At 72.8% G+C, this 16,471-nt stretch carries 20 protein-coding genes; 13 read left to right on the forward strand and 7 right to left on the reverse strand.

What is annotated here, in order from left to right; all coding sequences use genetic code 11:
- Positions 1 to 49: 49 nt before the first annotated feature.
- Positions 50 to 1,246: an NAD(P)/FAD-dependent oxidoreductase gene (locus tag A3Q37_RS31325; protein ID WP_065489822.1), complete on the reverse strand. Its 1,197-nt coding sequence runs from the start codon at positions 1,244 to 1,246 to the stop codon at positions 50 to 52.
- Positions 1,247 to 1,471: 225 nt separating this feature from the next.
- Here A3Q37_RS31325 and fepB point away from each other — a divergent pair, with 225 nt between their 5' ends.
- The 5 genes from fepB (at position 1,472) to A3Q37_RS31350 (ending at position 5,652) form a co-directional block, all read left to right on the forward strand.
- On the forward strand, positions 1,472 to 2,482 hold the full coding sequence (gene fepB, locus A3Q37_RS31330; RefSeq protein ID WP_065489826.1) for a Fe2+-enterobactin ABC transporter substrate-binding protein: 1,011 nt from the start codon (positions 1,472 to 1,474) through the stop codon (positions 2,480 to 2,482).
- 2 nt (positions 2,483 to 2,484) lie between these two features.
- On the forward strand, positions 2,485 to 3,528 hold the full coding sequence (locus A3Q37_RS31335) for an iron ABC transporter permease (protein ID WP_065489830.1): 1,044 nt from the start codon (positions 2,485 to 2,487) through the stop codon (positions 3,526 to 3,528).
- Positions 3,525 to 4,667 (forward strand): iron chelate uptake ABC transporter family permease subunit, encoded by a 1,143-nt coding sequence (locus A3Q37_RS31340; protein ID WP_255311997.1) that lies wholly within the window; start codon positions 3,525 to 3,527, stop codon positions 4,665 to 4,667. The genes A3Q37_RS31335 and A3Q37_RS31340 overlap by 4 nt, the downstream gene beginning before the upstream one ends.
- Before the next feature lie 98 nt (positions 4,668 to 4,765).
- Complete coding sequence (locus A3Q37_RS31345; protein ID WP_065489832.1) at positions 4,766 to 5,218, forward strand: DoxX family protein; 453 nt, start codon at positions 4,766 to 4,768, stop codon at positions 5,216 to 5,218.
- Positions 5,215 to 5,652 carry a Zn-ribbon domain-containing OB-fold protein gene (locus tag A3Q37_RS31350; RefSeq protein WP_065489835.1) on the forward strand — a complete coding sequence of 146 codons (438 nt, stop codon included), beginning with the start codon at positions 5,215 to 5,217 and terminating at the stop codon, positions 5,650 to 5,652. The genes A3Q37_RS31345 and A3Q37_RS31350 overlap by 4 nt, the downstream gene beginning before the upstream one ends.
- Positions 5,653 to 5,664: 12 nt before the next feature.
- Here A3Q37_RS31350 and A3Q37_RS31355 read toward each other — a convergent pair whose 3' ends face one another.
- On the reverse strand, positions 5,665 to 6,078 hold the full coding sequence (locus A3Q37_RS31355) for a hypothetical protein (RefSeq protein WP_065489837.1): 414 nt from the start codon (positions 6,076 to 6,078) through the stop codon (positions 5,665 to 5,667).
- Positions 6,079 to 6,156: 78 nt separating this feature from the next.
- Here A3Q37_RS31355 and A3Q37_RS31360 point away from each other — a divergent pair, with 78 nt between their 5' ends.
- Entirely contained in the window at positions 6,157 to 6,978 is an 822-nt protein-coding gene (locus tag A3Q37_RS31360; RefSeq protein ID WP_176711544.1) for a helix-turn-helix transcriptional regulator, read from the forward strand.
- The gene (locus A3Q37_RS31365; RefSeq protein ID WP_065489841.1) at positions 6,975 to 7,226 is read left to right on the forward strand and encodes a DUF397 domain-containing protein; all 252 of its coding nucleotides are present in this window, start codon (positions 6,975 to 6,977) and stop codon (positions 7,224 to 7,226) included. The genes A3Q37_RS31360 and A3Q37_RS31365 overlap by 4 nt, the downstream gene beginning before the upstream one ends.
- Here A3Q37_RS31365 and A3Q37_RS31370 read toward each other — a convergent pair whose 3' ends face one another.
- From A3Q37_RS31370 to A3Q37_RS31380, 3 genes are all read right to left on the reverse strand, one after another.
- Positions 7,227 to 7,811 carry a PspA-associated protein PspAB gene (locus tag A3Q37_RS31370; protein WP_065489843.1) on the reverse strand — a complete coding sequence of 195 codons (585 nt, stop codon included), beginning with the start codon at positions 7,809 to 7,811 and terminating at the stop codon, positions 7,227 to 7,229. It abuts the gene before it with no gap.
- Positions 7,812 to 7,831: 20 nt separating this feature from the next.
- Entirely contained in the window at positions 7,832 to 8,740 is a 909-nt protein-coding gene (gene htpX / locus A3Q37_RS31375; protein ID WP_065489847.1) for a zinc metalloprotease HtpX, read from the reverse strand.
- Between the two features lie 79 nt (positions 8,741 to 8,819).
- Positions 8,820 to 9,509: a pyridoxal 5'-phosphate synthase gene (locus A3Q37_RS31380; protein ID WP_065489849.1), complete on the reverse strand. Its 690-nt coding sequence runs from the start codon at positions 9,507 to 9,509 to the stop codon at positions 8,820 to 8,822.
- An 83-nt stretch (positions 9,510 to 9,592) separates the two neighbouring features.
- Between A3Q37_RS31380 and A3Q37_RS31385 the strand changes: the two genes are divergently transcribed.
- Together A3Q37_RS31385 and A3Q37_RS31390 are read left to right on the forward strand one after the other, a co-directional pair.
- Positions 9,593 to 9,868, forward strand: a complete 276-nt coding sequence (locus A3Q37_RS31385) for a type II toxin-antitoxin system Phd/YefM family antitoxin (protein WP_065489851.1) — start codon at positions 9,593 to 9,595, stop codon at positions 9,866 to 9,868.
- Entirely contained in the window at positions 9,861 to 10,265 is a 405-nt protein-coding gene (locus tag A3Q37_RS31390; RefSeq protein WP_065489853.1) for a type II toxin-antitoxin system VapC family toxin, read from the forward strand. Before A3Q37_RS31385 ends, A3Q37_RS31390 begins: the two co-directional genes overlap by 8 nt.
- Before the next feature lie 15 nt (positions 10,266 to 10,280).
- Here A3Q37_RS31390 and A3Q37_RS31395 read toward each other — a convergent pair whose 3' ends face one another.
- Positions 10,281 to 11,453, reverse strand: coding sequence for a thiolase C-terminal domain-containing protein (locus A3Q37_RS31395; protein ID WP_065489855.1), 1,173 nt, complete (start codon positions 11,451 to 11,453; stop codon positions 10,281 to 10,283).
- A 163-nt stretch (positions 11,454 to 11,616) separates the two neighbouring features.
- On the opposite strand from A3Q37_RS31395, the gene A3Q37_RS31400 reads away from it, so the two are divergent.
- Positions 11,617 to 12,822: an acyl-CoA dehydrogenase family protein gene (locus A3Q37_RS31400; protein ID WP_065489856.1), complete on the forward strand. Its 1,206-nt coding sequence runs from the start codon at positions 11,617 to 11,619 to the stop codon at positions 12,820 to 12,822.
- Complete coding sequence (locus A3Q37_RS31405; protein ID WP_107471625.1) at positions 12,819 to 13,304, forward strand: nitroreductase/quinone reductase family protein; 486 nt, start codon at positions 12,819 to 12,821, stop codon at positions 13,302 to 13,304. The genes A3Q37_RS31400 and A3Q37_RS31405 overlap by 4 nt, the downstream gene beginning before the upstream one ends.
- 148 nt (positions 13,305 to 13,452) lie before the next feature.
- On the opposite strand, the gene A3Q37_RS31410 is transcribed toward A3Q37_RS31405, so the two are convergent.
- A complete protein-coding gene (locus A3Q37_RS31410) occupies positions 13,453 to 14,100 on the reverse strand; it encodes a TetR family transcriptional regulator (protein ID WP_006126763.1) in 648 nt (215 codons plus the stop codon).
- A 414-nt stretch (positions 14,101 to 14,514) separates the two neighbouring features.
- Between A3Q37_RS31410 and A3Q37_RS31415 the strand changes: the two genes are divergently transcribed.
- Positions 14,515 to 15,324, forward strand: coding sequence for a VOC family protein (locus A3Q37_RS31415; protein WP_065489857.1), 810 nt, complete (start codon positions 14,515 to 14,517; stop codon positions 15,322 to 15,324).
- A gap of 177 nt (positions 15,325 to 15,501) precedes the next feature.
- A partial coding sequence (locus tag A3Q37_RS31420; RefSeq protein ID WP_176711545.1) for a serine/threonine-protein kinase occupies positions 15,502 to 16,471 on the forward strand: 970 nt, incomplete at its 3' end.

Consider the following 16,471-nt stretch of genomic DNA (forward strand, 5'->3'; position numbering starts at 1 on the left):
CCGGACTCTAACCGCCGGCACTGACAGCCCGGTTCACCCCCGCGCACCCTCAACGGGACGCCCGTGCCACCCTCTTGGCGATCTTCTCCGCGTCCAGGGCCATTTCCCGCAGCATCCCGCTGATCGGGTTGGTGAAGCCGGTGAAGTAGAGACCGGGGGCTCCCTTCGGGGACCGGGCTCCGTGGGTCACCGGGCGGCCCCGCCCGTCCAGGACGTCCAGGTGGCCGAGCAGCGGCTCCAGCGCGCGGTGGTAGCCGGTGGCGGCGATGACGGCGTCCGGGGCGATCCGGGTGCCGTCGGCCAGGACCACCGTGTCCTTGTCGAAGGAGGCGACCGTCGCCACGGGGGTCACCCGGCCGGTCCTCACCGCGTCGATCAGGCCCACGTCCTGGACCGGGATCGCCCCCTCGCGGACCCGGGAGTAGAGCCCGGTGGCGGGGCGCGGCAGACCCTGGTCGGTCAGGTCGGGCACGGCGACCTTCGCCATCAGGGCTCCCGCGCGGTCGACGAGCCGTACCGGCAGGCGGCGGACCAGGATGCCCGTGGCCTGGGCCGGCCAGCCGGCGGTGGAGCGGCGGACGATGTGCGGGGCCGTCCGGACCGCGATGCGCACGGTGGACGCGCCGCCCTCGGCCAGGTCCGCCGCGATCTCCGCGCCCGTGTTGCCGATGCCGACGACCAGGACGTCCTTGTCGGCGTACGGGGCCGGGTTCCGGTACGCCGCCGCGTGCAGCAGCTCGCCCGTGAACGTGTCGCGGCCCGGCCAGTCCGGTATGCGCGGGGTGTGGTTGAAGCCGGTGGCGACGACGACCGCGCGGCCCCGCAGGACCCGCCCGCCCGTCGCGGTGAGCTGCCAGTCGCCGGAGCCGTCGGGGGCCGGGTCGACCCGGGTCACCTCGACGCCCGTCACCACCTCCAGCTTATGGTGCTCGGTGTACTTCTCCAGGTACCGCACCACGTCGTCCCGGCCCACCCAACGCCCGAACTTCCGCGGCATCTTCAGCCCCGGCAGCGCCGACCAGCGGCGGGTGGTGTGCAGATGCAGCCGGTCGTAGTGGCCGCGCCAGGACGCCCCGACCCGGTCCGACCTCTCCAGGACCACCGCCCGTACGCCCCGGGCGCGCAGCGCGGCCGCGGCGGCGAGGCCACCCGGGCCGCCGCCGATGACGTAGACGGGCCGGTCCTCCGTACGGTCGGTGAGGGCGACGGCGTCGTGACTGGCTGCGGAGGACGTGCTGTTGGGCATGGTTCGGAGCGTAATCGCCCGCTCTGTTGATGGGTCTCGGTCAAGAGGGAAATCGATTGCGAATTGATCACGAGCGGTGCGATGCGGTGACCGTGCGCACCCGAGCACCCCTTTTCGTCGATAAGGTAAGGCTAACCTTGCCTTGACTGATGCGGGGTGACCTCCGGGGGCAGCCGCGCGGCACCGTGCCGTGCGCCCGGCCGGGGGTGAAGGGGTGGAACGTACATGAACGGCAGACAGCTTCGGGCCCGTTTCCGGGGGGTGGCGGTGGTCGCCGCCGGGCTCCTCGCGCTCTCCGCCTGCGGCGGCGGTGACGGCGGCGACGCGGGCGCCAAGGGCGACGGCAGCGGCGCGGGCAAGGCGGCAGCCGCCACCCGCACCGTGAAGCACGACGCCGGGACCACCGAGAAGGTCCCCGCCCAGCCGAAGCGGATCGTCTCCGTCAGCGTCACCATGACCGGCCATCTGCTGGCCCTCGACGCCCCGGTCATCGCCTCCCAGGCCACCCCGCCCTCCGTCATCACCGACAAGCAGGGCTTCTTCACCCAGTGGTCCGACGCCGCCGCGAAGAACAGCGTCAAGGTCGCCTACCAGGGCTTCGAGCCCGACGTGGAGAAAGTCCTCGCGCTGAAGCCCGACCTCATCGTGGGCGCGTCCTCCGGCGCGGAGAACGCCGAGAAGTTCTACGACAAGCTCTCCGCCGTCGCCCCGACCCTCCTCTACCGCCACGACGACGTCTCCTGGCAGGACCTGACCGGCCGCCTCGGCAAGGACCTCGGCCTGGAGAAGCGCGCGGGCGAGGTCGTCGCCGCCCACGACAAGCGGGTCGGCGAGGTCAAGGCCGCCATCACCGTGCCGAAGCAGTCCGCCGCGCTCGTCCGTGACAACCAGTCCGCGATGACCGTCTTCACGCCCGAGTCCGCCCAGGGCCGCCTCCTCACCTCCCTCGGCTTCACCGTCCTCGAACCGCCCGCCGGCAAGGGTCAGACGCAGGGCGGCCGTTCGGACTTCGCGGAGTTCAGCCAGGAGAAGGTCGGCGACACCGCGAAGGACAGCTCGCTGCTCTTCGTCAGCCATACCCCCGAGGAGATCACCGCCGCCACCGCGCGCCCGGTCTGGAAGGACCTGCCCGCGGTCAAGGACAAGCGGGTGTACGACCTCGGCCTCGACACCTTCCGGCTGGACTACTACAGCGCGGGCAACCTGATCGACAAGATCGAGAAGGCCTTCGGCTGACAGTGGTCGGCAACAAACCCACCGCACGTGCGCGGTACGCCGCCGGGCTCACGGCGGGGCTGGTCCTCCTGGCCCTCGCCGTGGCCGGTGGCCTCGCCGTGGGCGCTCAATCCCTGCCCCCGGCCGAGGTGTTCGCCGCGCTGCTCGACCCCGACGCCCCGCACGCCTCGATCGTCCGGGAGGTCCGGGTGCCGCGCACCCTCCTCGCCGTCACGGCCGGAGCCGCGCTCGGCCTCGCCGGTGCGGTGATGCAGGGGCTGACCCGTAACCCCCTGGCCGATCCCGGCCTCCTCGGCGTCAATACCGGGGCCGCGTGCGCGGTCGTCGCCGCGACCGTCCTGCTCGGTACGCGCTCGCCCCACGCCGTCGTCTGGTGGGCGCTGCTCGGGGCGGCGCTCGCGGTGGTGGTCGTGTATCTGCTCGGCGGCCGGGGCGCGGGCCGCGGCACCCCCGAAGGGCTCGTGCTCGCCGGGGTGGCCGTCACGGCTGTGCTCGGGGCGGTCGTCAGCGGGCTCGGGGTGCTGGACGCGGATGCGTACGGGACGCTGCGGATGTGGTCCGTCGGTACGCTGGCGGGCCGCGAACTCCCGGTGCTGTGGGAGGTGTTGCCGTTCCTGCTGGTGGGTGCGGTTCTCGCTCTCGCCGTCGCCCCCGCCCTCAACGCGTTCGCCCTCGGCGACGAGGCGGGGCGGGCGCTGGGCGTCGCCCCTGGGCGCGTACGCCTGCTCGGCACGCTCGCGACGGTGCTGCTCAGCGGGGCGGCGACGGCCGCGATCGGCCCGGTCGGCTTCATCGGCCTGGTGGCCCCGCACGTGGCCCGTCTGCTGGCCGGTCCCGACCACCGCCGCCTGATGCCGTACGCGGTCCTCATCGGGGCGGGCCTGCTGCTCGTCGCGGACATCGCGGGCCGGGTGATCGCGCGCCCCGCCGAGGTCCAGGTGGGCATCGTGACGGCGTTCGTGGGCGCGCCCGTCCTGATCTGGCTGATCGGCCGCGCGCGGCGGGGTCGCCGGAGTGCTTCCGGGAAGGCGGTGGCGACGGCATGAGCGCCGTGAGCCGTACCCGTACGGAGGGGGCGGCGGCGGACCTTGTGTCCGTACGGGCCCGGGGCAGGGGTTGGGGCAAGGGCCGGGGTCCGGGCGAGGGTCGAGGCCGGGCCCAGGGCTCCGCCCACCGCACCCTCCGCCTGGCCCCCGGCCACCTCTCCCTCCGCATCCGCCCCCGCCCCCTCGCGGTCACGTTTCTCCTCACCCTCCTCGCGGCGGGCAGCGGCGCGCTCGCGCTCACCCGGGGCGGACTCGTACCGCCCGCCGAGGTGCTGGGCGCGCTGTTTGGCGCGGGCTCGGAGCAGGCCGCGTTCGTCGTCCTGGAGCTGCGGCTGCCCCGCGTCGCCCTCGGGCTCACCGTCGGCGCGGCGCTCGGCGCGGCCGGGGCGCTGTTCCAGCAGCTCTCCCGTAACCCGCTCGGCAGCCCGGACATCGTGGGCTTCAACTCCGGTGCGGCGACGGGTGCGTTGCTGGTCCTGCTGCACGGGAACCCGGCGTACGTGGCGGCCGGAGCGGCGGGCGGCGGACTGGCCACGGCGGTGATCGTCCAACTCCTCGCCCGGCGTGGCTCGTTCCGGGGCAACCGGCTGATCCTCGCCGGAATCGCGGTCGGCTCCCTGCTCGCCTCGGTCAACGCGTACCTGCTCACCCGGGCCGCCCTCGACCACGCCCAGTCCGCCCAGCTCTGGCTGATCGGCAGCCTCGGCAGCGCGGAACGCCACCAGGTCCTGCCCGCTCTGCTTGCCCTGGGGGCCCTGCTGCTGGCCGCGCTCCCGGTCGTACGCCGCCTGGACCTGCTGGAGATGGGCGACGAGGCGGCGGGCGGCCTGGGCGTGGACGCGGGCCGAACCCGGGTGCTCGTCCTCCTGATCGCGGTCGGGCTGAGCGCGGTGGCGGTCTCGGCGGCCGGACCGATCGTGTTCGTCGCCCTGTGCGCACCCCAACTGGCCCGCCGCCTCAGCCGGGGTACGGGAACGGGGCTGCTGCCCGCCGCAGCGATGGGCGCGCTGCTGCTCTCGGCCTCCGACCTGGTGGCGATCTCGCTGCCGACGGCGGGACCACTGCCGGTGGGCGTGGTCACGGGCGCGCTCGGCGGTGTCTATCTGGCATGGCTGCTGGGACGTGGCCGACGGCGCTGAAGCCGTGCGCGGGCTGTGCGGGCTGTGCGGACCCCTTGCGCGGTCGGCCCCCGTCCGGTGAACTGACGTACCGTCAGAAAACTGTGAGTGGAGGGCCGATGCAGACGATCTGGCTCGGCGGCGCGGAATGGCTGGCCGTCCTGCGCATAGGCCTCGGCCTGTGGTGGCTGGAGAGCTGGCGCCACAAGGACCGTAAGGGCTGGTTCGAACGCGGTACGGGGATCGCCTGGGCGGCGGACATCGCGGGCAAGCACCGCTGGGAGATGGTCCGCACGGGTTTCCGGCGGGTGGTCGAACCCCGCCCGAAGCTGATCGCGTACGTAGTCGTCTACGCCGAACTGGCCCTGGGCCTGGGCCTGGTGACCGGCTTCCTCACCCCGATCGCCCTCGTCGCGGGCCTCCTCCTCAACCTCCTCTACCTGGCCCTGATGATCCATGACTGGGCCGAGCAGGGGCAGAACGCGATGATGGCGCTGATCTCGCTCGTGGCGCTGTTCGCGATGGCGTGGCAGACGTGGTCGCTGGACGCGGCGCTGGGGCTGTTCCTATGAGCAGGGGCAGGGGGTCGGCGGCCCCGCGCTTCGACCTCCCCGAGCCGGACGCCTTCACCCGCCCGTACTGGGACGCGGCGGCGGAGGGCCGGCTGCTGATCCGCCGCTGCGCCGGGTGCGGCCGGGCACATCACTACCCGCGCGAGTTCTGCCCGTACTGCTGGAGCGAGAACGTCGCCTGGGAGCACGCGAGCGGCGAGGCGACGCTGTACACCTGGTCCGTGGTCCACCGCAACGACCTGCCCCCCTTCGGCTCCCGCGTCCCGTACGTCGCGGCGGTCGTCGACCTCGCCGAGGGGCCCCGGATGATGACGGAGATCGTGGACTGCGGGCACGAGGCGCTGCGCATCGGGATGGGCCTGACCGTCACCTTCCGGGAGGCGGGGGAGGACGGAGGCGGGGAGGCCGTGGCGGTGTTCCGGCCCGCAGGCTGAGGGGCCCCGGGGTCACTCCTCGGCCGCCTCCGGGGCCAACTGGGCCATCACCAGCCCGTGCAGCAGCCCCGGATCCACGAACTCGTCCTCCTCCGGCGCCCCGCACCGCCAGCTCAGCGGGTACGTGTTGCCGTCCGCCGCCGGGATACCCACCCACTCGTCGCGCGTGGCCGGCCCGAAGCACTTCGCGCCGGGCGGCCAGTCGTACCCCTCGCTGGCCCCCGGGGGGATCAGGAAGTACGTCCACCGCGCCCCCGACATCTCCCGCACCACCGGTCCCGGCTCGCCCTCGGTCAGGGTCGCCAGATGCTGGAGCACGGCCTCGCCCCGGATGCCCCGGAGCCGGATGGCGTCGAAGTAGATGCCGGTGAGGTGCAGTTGGTGACCGGCGTCGGGTACCCAATCGGGGTGCTTCTTGCTCGTCATGGCTACGAGCATTCCCTCGACTGCGTAGCGTGACCAGCAGGACACGGTCCACATCGACGTGATGTGGGGAGGGTGGTGATGGCTGTGGGGACGAGTGGTGAGCTGACGCACGGACGGCGGCTCGTGGGGGAGCTGATCCGTATCCACCGGGTACGGGCGGGACACACCCAGAAGGCGGCGGCGGATCTGCTGCTGATCTCGGAATCCCTGATGGGAGCGGTCGAGCGGGCGGAGCGCATCCCTTCACGGGACCTGCTGATGGACGCCGAACGGGCGTTCGCGGCGGACGGGGCGCTGGAGGCGTGCTGCGATCTGGTGGACGAGGAGAAGTACCCGCCGAAGTTCCTGGACTGGGCGCGACTGGAACGGCTCGCGCGGGTCATCAGCGCGTACGAGACGATGCTGATCCCGGGCCTGCTCCAGACGGAGGCGTACGCGACAGCCCTGTTCCGGTCGCGCGTACCGGCGTACTCGGAGGAAGAGATCGTCCGGCTCGTCGAAGCACGGCTGGAGCGGCAGGCGGTGCTGACCCGCAAGCCGCCGCCGCGTATCGGGTACGTCATCGAGGAGTCGGCCTTGGACCGGACGTTGGGCGGCCCGGAGGTGCTGAAGGAGCAGTTGCTGCACGTGCTGGACTGCATCGAGCGGTTCAACCACCTGACGGTGCAGGTGATGCCGACGAATCAGCACACGCACGCGGGGTTACTGGGCCCCATGCAGTTGATGTCCACGGCGGAAGGCCGCAATCTGGTGTACGTGGAGGCTCAGGGCGACGATAGGTTGATCTCGAAGCCGGAACAGGTGAGCGATCAGCTCGATCTCTTCGGCATTCTGCGGGCCCAGGCGCTCAACCCCTGGAAGTCGGCGGAGACCATCGAGACGAAGGTGAGGCAACTGTGAGCCACGGACCCGGACTGACCTGGTTCAAGTCCAGCTACAGCAGCAACGAGGGCGCGGCCTGCATCGAAGTCGCCTACGACTGGCACAAGTCCAGCTACAGCGGCAACGAGGGTGGCGCCTGCGTCGAGGTCGCCACCTGCCCGCACACCGTCCACGTCCGCGACTCCAAGGTCACCGACGGCCCCACCTTCGCCGTCGCCCCGGCCGCCTGGACCACGTTCCTGAACCACGCGGTCGCCAACGGCTGATCACAGCCCCGGCGCCCCCCACACCGGGAACCACCGCGACAGGTCTTTCTCCACGCGGAGGTCGTCGCCGAGGGCGCCCCGGACCTGGAGTTCCCGTTGGTTGTCCCGCTTCTCGGCGTCGCCGGGGAGCGGGGCGAACGGGTAGAACGTGCCGCGTTTGTAGAGGTAGACCAGCGCCAGCGACCGGCCTTCCGCGTTCCGGAAGCCGATCAGCGAGCACAGCAGGTGCGGGCCGAAGCCGCCGTCCTGGAGCATCGTGTTGACCGCGTGCAGGTCGTTGACCAGGCCCGCCGTGTCGTCCGCCGGGTGGGTGGCCAGCAGCCAGGTGTAGCCGTACGCGTCCCGGCTGAACTCCACCGGGATGCCGCCGCGTTCCGTGTCCGCGTCCAGCAGTTCGCGTACGTCCTCCTGGAGCCGGGCGAAGCCGCCGCCCTCCACTCCTGCGAAGCAGACCGACCCCCGGCCGGTCGGGGTGAAGCCGGTGGCGGCCTGGAGGGTGAGGGCGGCGGAGGGGATGGCGAAGAGCTGGTCGAGGTCGGGGCGGACCGGTTTGCTGCGGCCGAGGATCGCGTCGAGCAGGCCCACGGGTGTAACTCCTTGAAGACTCAGCGGGACAGGTCGGTGGAGATGCGGGACAGCTGGTCCAGACGCTGTTCCAGCGTGGGGTGCGAGGAGAACAGCCGGCCCAGGGACTCCTTCGCGGAGAACGCGGGCATGAAGTAGAACGCGTTGTACGGCTCCGCCTTCCGCAGGTCCTCCGTCGGGATACGGGCCATCTGCCCGCTGACCTTGGTGAGGGCCGAGGCGAGCGCGGAGGGGCGGCCGGTGAGCAGGGCGGCGGCCCGGTCGGCGGACAGCTCGCGGTAGCGGGAGAGCAGCCGGGTCAGCAGGAAGCTGATCGCGTACACGACGGCGCTGATCAACGGGATCAGCAGAAGCAGGATGCCCGCCGGGTCGTTTCCCGGGCGGCTGCGCGCGAAACCGCCCCACAGGGCGATCCGGGTCATGACGCCCGCCAGGACGCCGAGGAACGAGGCGATGGTCATGACGGCCACGTCCCGGTGCGCGACGTGCGACATCTCGTGGGCGAGGACCCCTTCCAGCTCCTCCGGCTCCAGCCGGCGCAGCAGGCCCGTCGTCGCGCAGACCAGGGCCGTCTTCTCGCTGCGGCCGGTCGCGAACGCGTTCGGTACGTCGCTCTCGGCGATCGCCACCTTCGGCTTCTGCATGTCCGCCAGCGCGCAGATGCGGTCGATGGCGCCGTGCAGCTCGGGGGCCTGTTCGGGGGTGACCTCGCGGGCGCCCATGCCGTACGCGGCGATCCGGTCGCTGAACCAGAACTGGGCGATGAACATGCCGCCCGTGATGATCAGGATGATCGGCCAGGAGCCCCGCAGGGCCGCGAGGAGCACGCCCACGAAGACGACGTAGAGCAGACCGATCAGGAACATGGTGGTGACCATGCGGCCGGTCAGGCCCCGGTCGGGGGCGTAACGGGAGCGGGCTCTCGGCATCGGCGCCTCCCAACAGCTCAGCTGTCTCCCATAGTGCCCCTTTACGGTGAGAACCGGGTAAACATGCTGTCTGCACGGGTCACGGCCAGAGCAGCTCCCGCGTCCACTCGCCGCCCGTCCCCGCGCCCTCGGTACGGCGGTAGCGCAGCCGGATGTGGCGGCGCCGGGCATCGCCCTGGAAGAACTCGACCTCGGCCGGCTCGACGACGTACCGGGTCCAGGTCGGGGCCTCCGCGTCCGGCTCCGCCACCGCCCGGTCCCAGGCCGCGTCCGCCGTCCGGTGCAGCTCGGCCACCGAGCCGACGACCTCGCTCTGTGCCCCGGTCAGCGCGGCGGCCAGCGCCCCGGTGGACCGGGCGTGCAGGTCGGCGTGGCTCTCGGCCGGGGTGCAGCGGACGACGGGGCCCCGGACCCGTACCTGCCGGCCCTGCGCGGGCCAGTAGAAGCCGAGCGCGGCGTGCGGGCGGGCGGCGAGCTGGTGGCCCTTGGCGCTGGTGGCGTGGGAGGCGAAGTGCCAGCCGCGCTCGTCGGCGTCGTGCAGGAGCAGCGTGCGGACGTCCGGGAAACCCTCGGCGTCGGCCGTGGCCAGCGCCATCGCATGCGGCTCGGGCTGCCCCGCCGCCACGGCCTCGGCGAACCAGGCGTGGAACAGGGCGAGGGGCGCGGGCGGGGCCGCCTCCGGATCGAAGGCGGGCAGCTCGGTGTCCCAGACGCGCTGGGCGTGCAGGAGGTCGCGGAAGGAGCGCTGGGAGGTGTCGTCGTCGGCCATGGGGCCATTGGACCGTACGGGGGCGTCGTCCTGTGTGGCTCAGCCGTGTAGCTCCATGAGACACGGCGCGCTACCGTGGAGCCATGAAGACCATTACGCAGCGGGAGTTCCGGAACAACTCCGCCGAGGTCATGGACGCGGTGGAGGGCGGGGAGACCTTCCACATCACCCGGAACGGCATAGAGGTCGCCGAACTGCGGCCGATCAGTCGCAAGAGGCAGCTCAGCGCCGAGGAGCTCGTGGCCCGGCACCGGCGGCTGCCCCGGGTCGACGGCGACCTGCTGCGCCGCGAGGCGGACGAGTTCTTCGGCACGGAGGACCGGGTCGGCGACGACGTGTGGGAGCGCAACAGTGGCTGAGCGGTACCGCACGGGGGTGCTCGACACCTGTACCTACATCGACCTCGACCTGTTGGATCCGGAGCAGCTGCCCGTCCTGCCCGTCCTCACCGCCGTATCGCTGGCCGAACTCCAGCAAGGGGCGGCCATGGCGAAGGACCCGCTGGTGCGGGCCGCCCGGACGGAGAAGCTGGGCGCGGCCGTGGCGGACTTCGAGCCGCTGCCCTTCGACGGTGATGCCGCCGCGCGATACGGGACCCTCGTCGCGCTCGTCATCGCGGCCGGGCGTGATCCCCGGCCGCGCCGCACGGACTTGATGATTGCGTCCATCGCGTCGGTCCGGGGCCTGCCGCTCTTCACCCGCAACGCCGACGACTTCAAGGGTCTGGAGAGCATGGTCACCGTCGTCGGGCTGTGATGAGGACCGGGCCCCTCACCCCCGCCCCAGCACCACCGTCCCCGACGAGCAGAACCAGCCGCCCGTCCCCGACGCCACCGCCAGCTCCGGCAGTCCGCCCCCGGCCCTCACCACCTGTCGCTGTCCCGCCTCGCCGCGCAGTTGCCGTACCGCCTCCACCAGCAGGAACAGCCCGCGCATCCCGGGGTGGCAGGCGGACAGGCCGCCGCCATCCGTGTTCACCGGGAGCTCGCCGCGCAGCCCGGTGCGGCCCTTCTCGACGAACGCGCCGCCCTCGCCCTTCGCGCAGAAGCCCAGGTCCTCCAGCGTCACCAGCGTCATGTACGTGAACGCGTCGTAGATCTCGGCCAGGTCGATGTCGGCCGGCCGCACCCCGGCCCGTTCGAAGGCCAGGCGGCCGGAGACGGCGGCGGGGGAGACCGTGAAGTCCTCCCACTCGGACATCGTGGCGTGCGAGGTGTGCTCCCCGGTGCCGAGGATCCACACCGGGGCCTTCGCCGTGTCCGGTACGTACTCCTCGGCGGCCAGCAGCACCGCGCAGCCCCCGTCGCTGCGGATGCAGCAGTGCAGCTTGGTGAACGGGTCCGCGATCATGGGGCCCGCCAGCACCTCGTCCACCGTGATCGGGTCCCGGAACATCGCCTCCGGGTTCGCCGCCGCGTTCGCCCGTGCCGTCACCGCCACCTCGGCGAGCTGCTCCAGCGTCGTGCCGTACGCGTGCATGTGGCGGCGGGCGGCCATCGCGTACTTGGCGATCAGGCTGTGCCCGTACGGCACCTCGAACTGCGCCGGCCCCCGCGCCCCGAACGACAGGTTCGACGTGCGGCGGCCCGCCTTGATGTCGGCCCGGGCCGTCGACCCGTAGACCAGCAGCACCGCCCGCGCCCGGCCCGCCGCGATCGCGTCCGCCGCGTGGGCGGCCATCACCTCCCAGGTGGCGCCGCCCACCGCCGTCGAGTCGACCCAGGTGGGCCGCAGCCCCAGGTACTCGGCGACCTCCACCGGGGCCAGGGTCCCGAGCCCCGCCGATGCGAAGCCGTCGACGAGCGAGCGGTCGAGGCCGGAGTCGGCGAGGGCGCGGCGGGCGGCCTGGGCGTGCAGGGCGTATGGCGTGGCGTCGTCGACGCGCCCGCAGTCCGCGAGCGCCACGCCGACGACGGCCACCTTGCGAGGACCGGGAGCGGGCATGAATCTGACGGTACATCAGATGGTGGGTGTCGCAACCATGTGTGTGATGGCTTCCTCGGTCCGTGTGCGTGCGCGACTCTGGGAATTCCCGTTCCCCGCACCTAATGTGATGGATCGTCAGATCAGGGGGCGTCGGCCGTCCCCGGGTGGAAGGAGCCCGCAGATGGACGCCGCCCTCACCGCGGAACAGCACGAGATCCGCCGCACCCTGCGCGACCTGCTCGCCCGGCACGGCGGACCCGGCGCGATCCCCGCCGCCGTGGGCACCGCCGAGGGCTACGACCCGGCCCTGTGGCGCCGGCTCGCCGGGGATCTGGGGCTGCCGGGGCTCGCGCTCGCGGAGGAGTACGGCGGGGCCGGCTGCACGGCCACCGAGCTGGCCCTCGCCTGCGAGGAGACCGGGCGTGCGCTGCTGCCCTCACCGCTCCTCGCCACCGCCGCCCTCGCCGCCCCCCTGATCGCCGCTCTCGGCACCCCGGACCAGCGCGCCGCCCTTCTGCCGCGGATCGCCGACGGCACCCTGACCGCCGCCCTCGCCGTCCCCGGCGGCTCGCTCGCCACCGCCCTCGGCCTCACCGGCGACAACCGCGACGGGGCCTGGGCGGGCGGCGGCCGCGCCGGCGGCATCCAGGCCCACGGGGAGGGCGGCGAGCGGCGGCTGTACGGCGAGGCCGACCGGGTCCTGGACGGGCACAGCGTCGGGCTGCTCCTGGTCGCCGCCCACGCCGGGGGATACCCGCGCAGCCGTACGCAGTTGTTCCTGGTTGCCGGCGATGCGCCCGGGCTGACCCGTACCCGGCTCACCGCCCTCGACGAGACCCGCCCCCTGGCCCGCCTCGAACTGCGCGACACCCCCGCCGAGCCGCTCGGCGCGGACGACACCGCCGACGCGGCCGCCGCCCTCGCCGCCGCCGGGCGCACGGCCGCCGCGATCCTCGCCGCCGAAGCGGTCGGGACGGCGGCGAGCGCCCTGGAGCGCACCGTCGAGTACGTGAAGGCGCGCGAACAGTTCGGCAGGGCCGTCGGCTCGTTCCAGGCCGTCAAGCACCGCCTCGCCGACCTGTACGTACGGGTCGAGGCGGCCCGCTCCGCCGCGTACCACGCCGCCCGCGACCCCGAGTCCGGGCCGCTCGCGCTCGCCCAGGCCCTGGAGGCGGCCAGGATCACCACCGGCGAGGCCGTCCAGCTGCACGGCGGCATCGGCTTCACCTGGGAGCACGAGGCGCACCGCTATCTCAAACGGGCGGCGGGCGACGAACTGCTCTTCGGCCCGGTCCACCGGCTGCGCGACCACGCGGCGGAACGGGCCGGACTCTTCGGGCCCGGACGGATGCCGCTCGCCGCTGCGCACGGGGCGGGCGTCCGGTGACCGGCGCCCGGGGTATGCGCCTGGTCCAGCGGGTCTCCTCGACCCGGGCCTTCGCGCTGATCGCCCCGCATGTGGTGCCCGTGCTGGACCGGGCCGTGCACCGGCTCACCCGGGGCAAGGTGCTGCTCAGCGCCCGGATGCTGCCGGGGCTCGTCCTCACGGTGCCGGGGGCGCGCACGGGCCGGCCGAGGACCACCCCGCTGGCCTGTATGCCCGAGGGGGACGTGGAGGGCGCCTGGATCCTGGTCGGCAGCAACTTCGGGCGCCCGGGTCACCCCGCCTGGACCGCGAACCTGCTGGCCCGCCCGGGCGAGGCCGTCGTCAACTGGCGCGGCCGGGACATCCCCGTACGCGCGACCCTGCTGGAGGGCGAGGAGCGGGCCCGGGTGTGGGAGGCCGCGCTCGCGTTCTGGCCGCCGTACGCGGCGTACCAGCGGCGGGTGGAGCGGCAGATCCGGTTGTTCCGGCTGGAGCGGCGGTAGCCGGAGCGATGGCCGGAGTCGGTGGGCGCCGGGGCGATGGCCGGAGCCGGTGGCCGCCGGGAACGTCCGGGGACGCCGACGGCGGACCACCCGCGGGGGTGCGTGGGGTGGTCCGCCGTCGGTGAGACAGGACGGGGCGGGGGCGGGCCTACTTCGTCGGCTTCTTGCCGGTGATGCCGAGGTGGACCAACAGCGCCAGATTCGGCCGCAGTTCGGCCTGCTTCACGCCCCAGGTGGTGAACCCCTTCTGGTGCGAGGCGACCGCGGCCAGCATCGCCACCAGGGAGCCCGCCATCGCCGCGGGGCTGACGTCCTTGTCGACCTTGCCCTTGCTCTGGAGCTCCTTCACCGAATCCGTGAGGGAGTTGGTGACCGAGTTGAGGATCTTCATCCGGATCTTGTAGAACCGTTTGTCCCCCTCGGCCGCGCCGAGGTCGATCACGCGCAGGATCGCGTCGTTGTGCCGCCAGAAGTCGAGGAATCCTTCGACGAGTTGCTCGGAGGTGGTCCAGCCGGCCTTGCCGACCCAGGAGCGTCCGGCGACCAGTTCGGTCAGTCCGGCACCCTCCTTGGCGACTTCCTCGGCGATTTCGAGGACGGCGCCCTCCACGTCGGGGAAGTACTGGTAGAAAGTCGCGGGTGAAGTCCCGGCCTTCCGGGCGACGTCGATGACTTTGACGTCCCGGTACGGCGAGGAGCTGAGCATCTCGCTGAGGCAGTCGAGCAGCTTCTGCCGCGTCGCCTGACCGCGTCGACCGGCCACGCGGCCGTCGACGGTGCGTACTTGTCCTGTCATGCCGTCAGCTTACCGAGGGGTGACGGGGGCGCGATTCGGCCGACTGCAAATGGGGAACGGCGCAGGATCGGCGGGGTGCGCGGGGGCGGGGAGCGGCGGTTTTCGGCCGCGGTGCGCGAGGGGTGCGGAGCGGCGCGCGGGCGGCGGCGGAGCTGGGGATGTTACGTACGGTAAATCTTATCAACAGCCTGTGGATAACTTCGGTGGACAACTTTGGTCCACATGCTGGGCGGCCCCTTCATCAACCGGGCAAACGTTCTGCATAGGTGCATCCCCTCCGCATCCGATGCGCATTCGCCGTGCGTCGGGGCGCGCGGGGCCAGGGGCGACGTTACGTTGACTGTGACGGGCGTCACGACGTCGCGGCGTCACGGCTGACGTCACCGCGTCACTGCTACGGAAGGACCCGGTCCCATGGCCGCATTCGCGCATTCCGCGCCGTGCTGGGCGGACGTGCAGCTCTCCGATCTCGAAGCGGGCAAGCGCTTCTACGGGGGGCTCTTCGGCTGGGCCTTCCGGGCGGGCGACGGCATGCCCTTCGCGGACGCGCTCAGCGACGGCCGCCTGGTCGCCGCGCTCGCCGCCAAGAAGGACGGCCGGATGCCCACCGCCTGGGGCGTCTACTTCTCCACCGACGACATCCGGGCCACCGTCGCCTCGGTCCGCGAGCACGGCGGCCAGATCATCACCGACCCCGTACGGGCGGGGCGCGCCGGGATCGTGGCGGAGGCGGCCGACCCCGGGGGCGCGGTCTTCGGACTCTGGCAGCCGGAGGAGCGCGAGGGCTTCGAGAAGCAGAACGACCCCGGCTCCTTCTGCTGGACCGAGGTCTACACCCGGCAGCCGGACCGGGTCGACCCCTTCTACGAGAAGGTCTTCGGCTTCCACGGCACCGACCTGGACGAGGCGGGCCACGACGTCTCCGGCGACACCGAGGCGCTGGTCGACTTCCGTATGTGGTCCCCCGAGGGCGTCGAACCGGGCCCGGACACCGCCGTCGGCGGCCGCAGCGTCATCACGGACGCGTTCCCGGCCGAGATGCCGAGCTACTTCCTCATCTACTTCGCCGTCGCCGACTGCGACGCCGCCGCCGAACTCGCCGTACAGCTCGGCGGCCGGGTCGCCCAGCCGCCCTTCGACATCCCCTCCGGCAGGATGGCCGTGCTCCACGACGACCAGGGCGCCGCCTTCGCCGTACTCCAGCCCGGCGAACTGCTCCCGTAACCGGACAACCGGTGTGGACGGATACGGGATGAAGTGACATGGGACACCCCGATCCGCCCCCGGGTTCGCAACCGGGGCCCGAGCCAGGAAGAATCGGGGTGCGCGCAGGGCGGGATTCGACCGGGCGGTAATTCGCGGACTTCGTCGCCGAGGTCCGTACGGGGAGGTGGCAGGCACGTGGTGGAGCAGCTGACGCAGCACGACCCGAGACGGATCGGCCCGTTCGAGGTGCTGGGACGGCTCGGGGCCGGCGGCATGGGGCTGGTCTATCTCGCCCGCTCGGCGTCCGGCCGGCGGGTGGCGATCAAGACGGTGCGGACCGAGCTCGCCGAGGACCAGCTCTTCCGGGTCCGCTTCACGCGCGAGGTCGAGGCCGCCCGTGCCGTCAGCGGGTTCTACACCGCCGCCGTGGTCGACGCCGACCCGCGCGCCGCCGTGCCCTGGCTCGCCACCGCCTATGTGCCCGCGCCCTCGCTCGAAGAGATAGTGAACGAGTGCGGCCCCATGCCGACGCAGGCCGTGCGCTGGCTGGCCGCCGGGATCGCCGAGGCCCTCCAGTCCATCCACGGCGCGGGCCTCGTCCACCGCGACCTGAAGCCGTCCAACGTCCTCGTCGTCGAGGACGGCCCCCGGGTGATCGACTTCGGTATCGCGTCCGGCGTCTCCAACACCCGCCTGACCATGACGAACGTCGCCGTCGGCACGCCCGCGTACATGTCGCCCGAGCAGGCCCGGGACTCCCGCAGCGTCACCGGGGCCAGCGACATCTTCTCGCTCGGCTCCACCCTCGTCTTCGCCGCCACCGGGCACGCCCCCTTCCACGGGGCCAACCCGGTCGAGACGGTGTTCATGCTGCTGCGCGAGGGCCCCGACCTGGAGGGGCTGCCGGACGACCTGCGGCCGCTGATCGAGTCCTGCATGCAGATGGACGCCACGCAGCGGCCCAGCCCCGCCGACCTCCAGGCCCAGCTCGCCCCGCACCTCTTCGCCTCCGGCGGCGACGACAGCGGTACGGCGTCGGCCTGGCTGCCGTCCCGGGCCACCGCGATGATCGAGGCGCGCCGGGGCGGCGGCCGGACCGCGCCGCCCGCCGCCGCCCCGGTGTCCCCGCCGCCGCCCCCGCGGCAGCCCCCCAGGTCCCCGGAGC

Origin of the sequence: Streptomyces sp. PTY087I2 (genome assembly GCF_001687325.1) — a bacterium.
Taxonomy (GTDB): Bacteria; Actinomycetota; Actinomycetes; order Streptomycetales; family Streptomycetaceae; genus Streptomyces.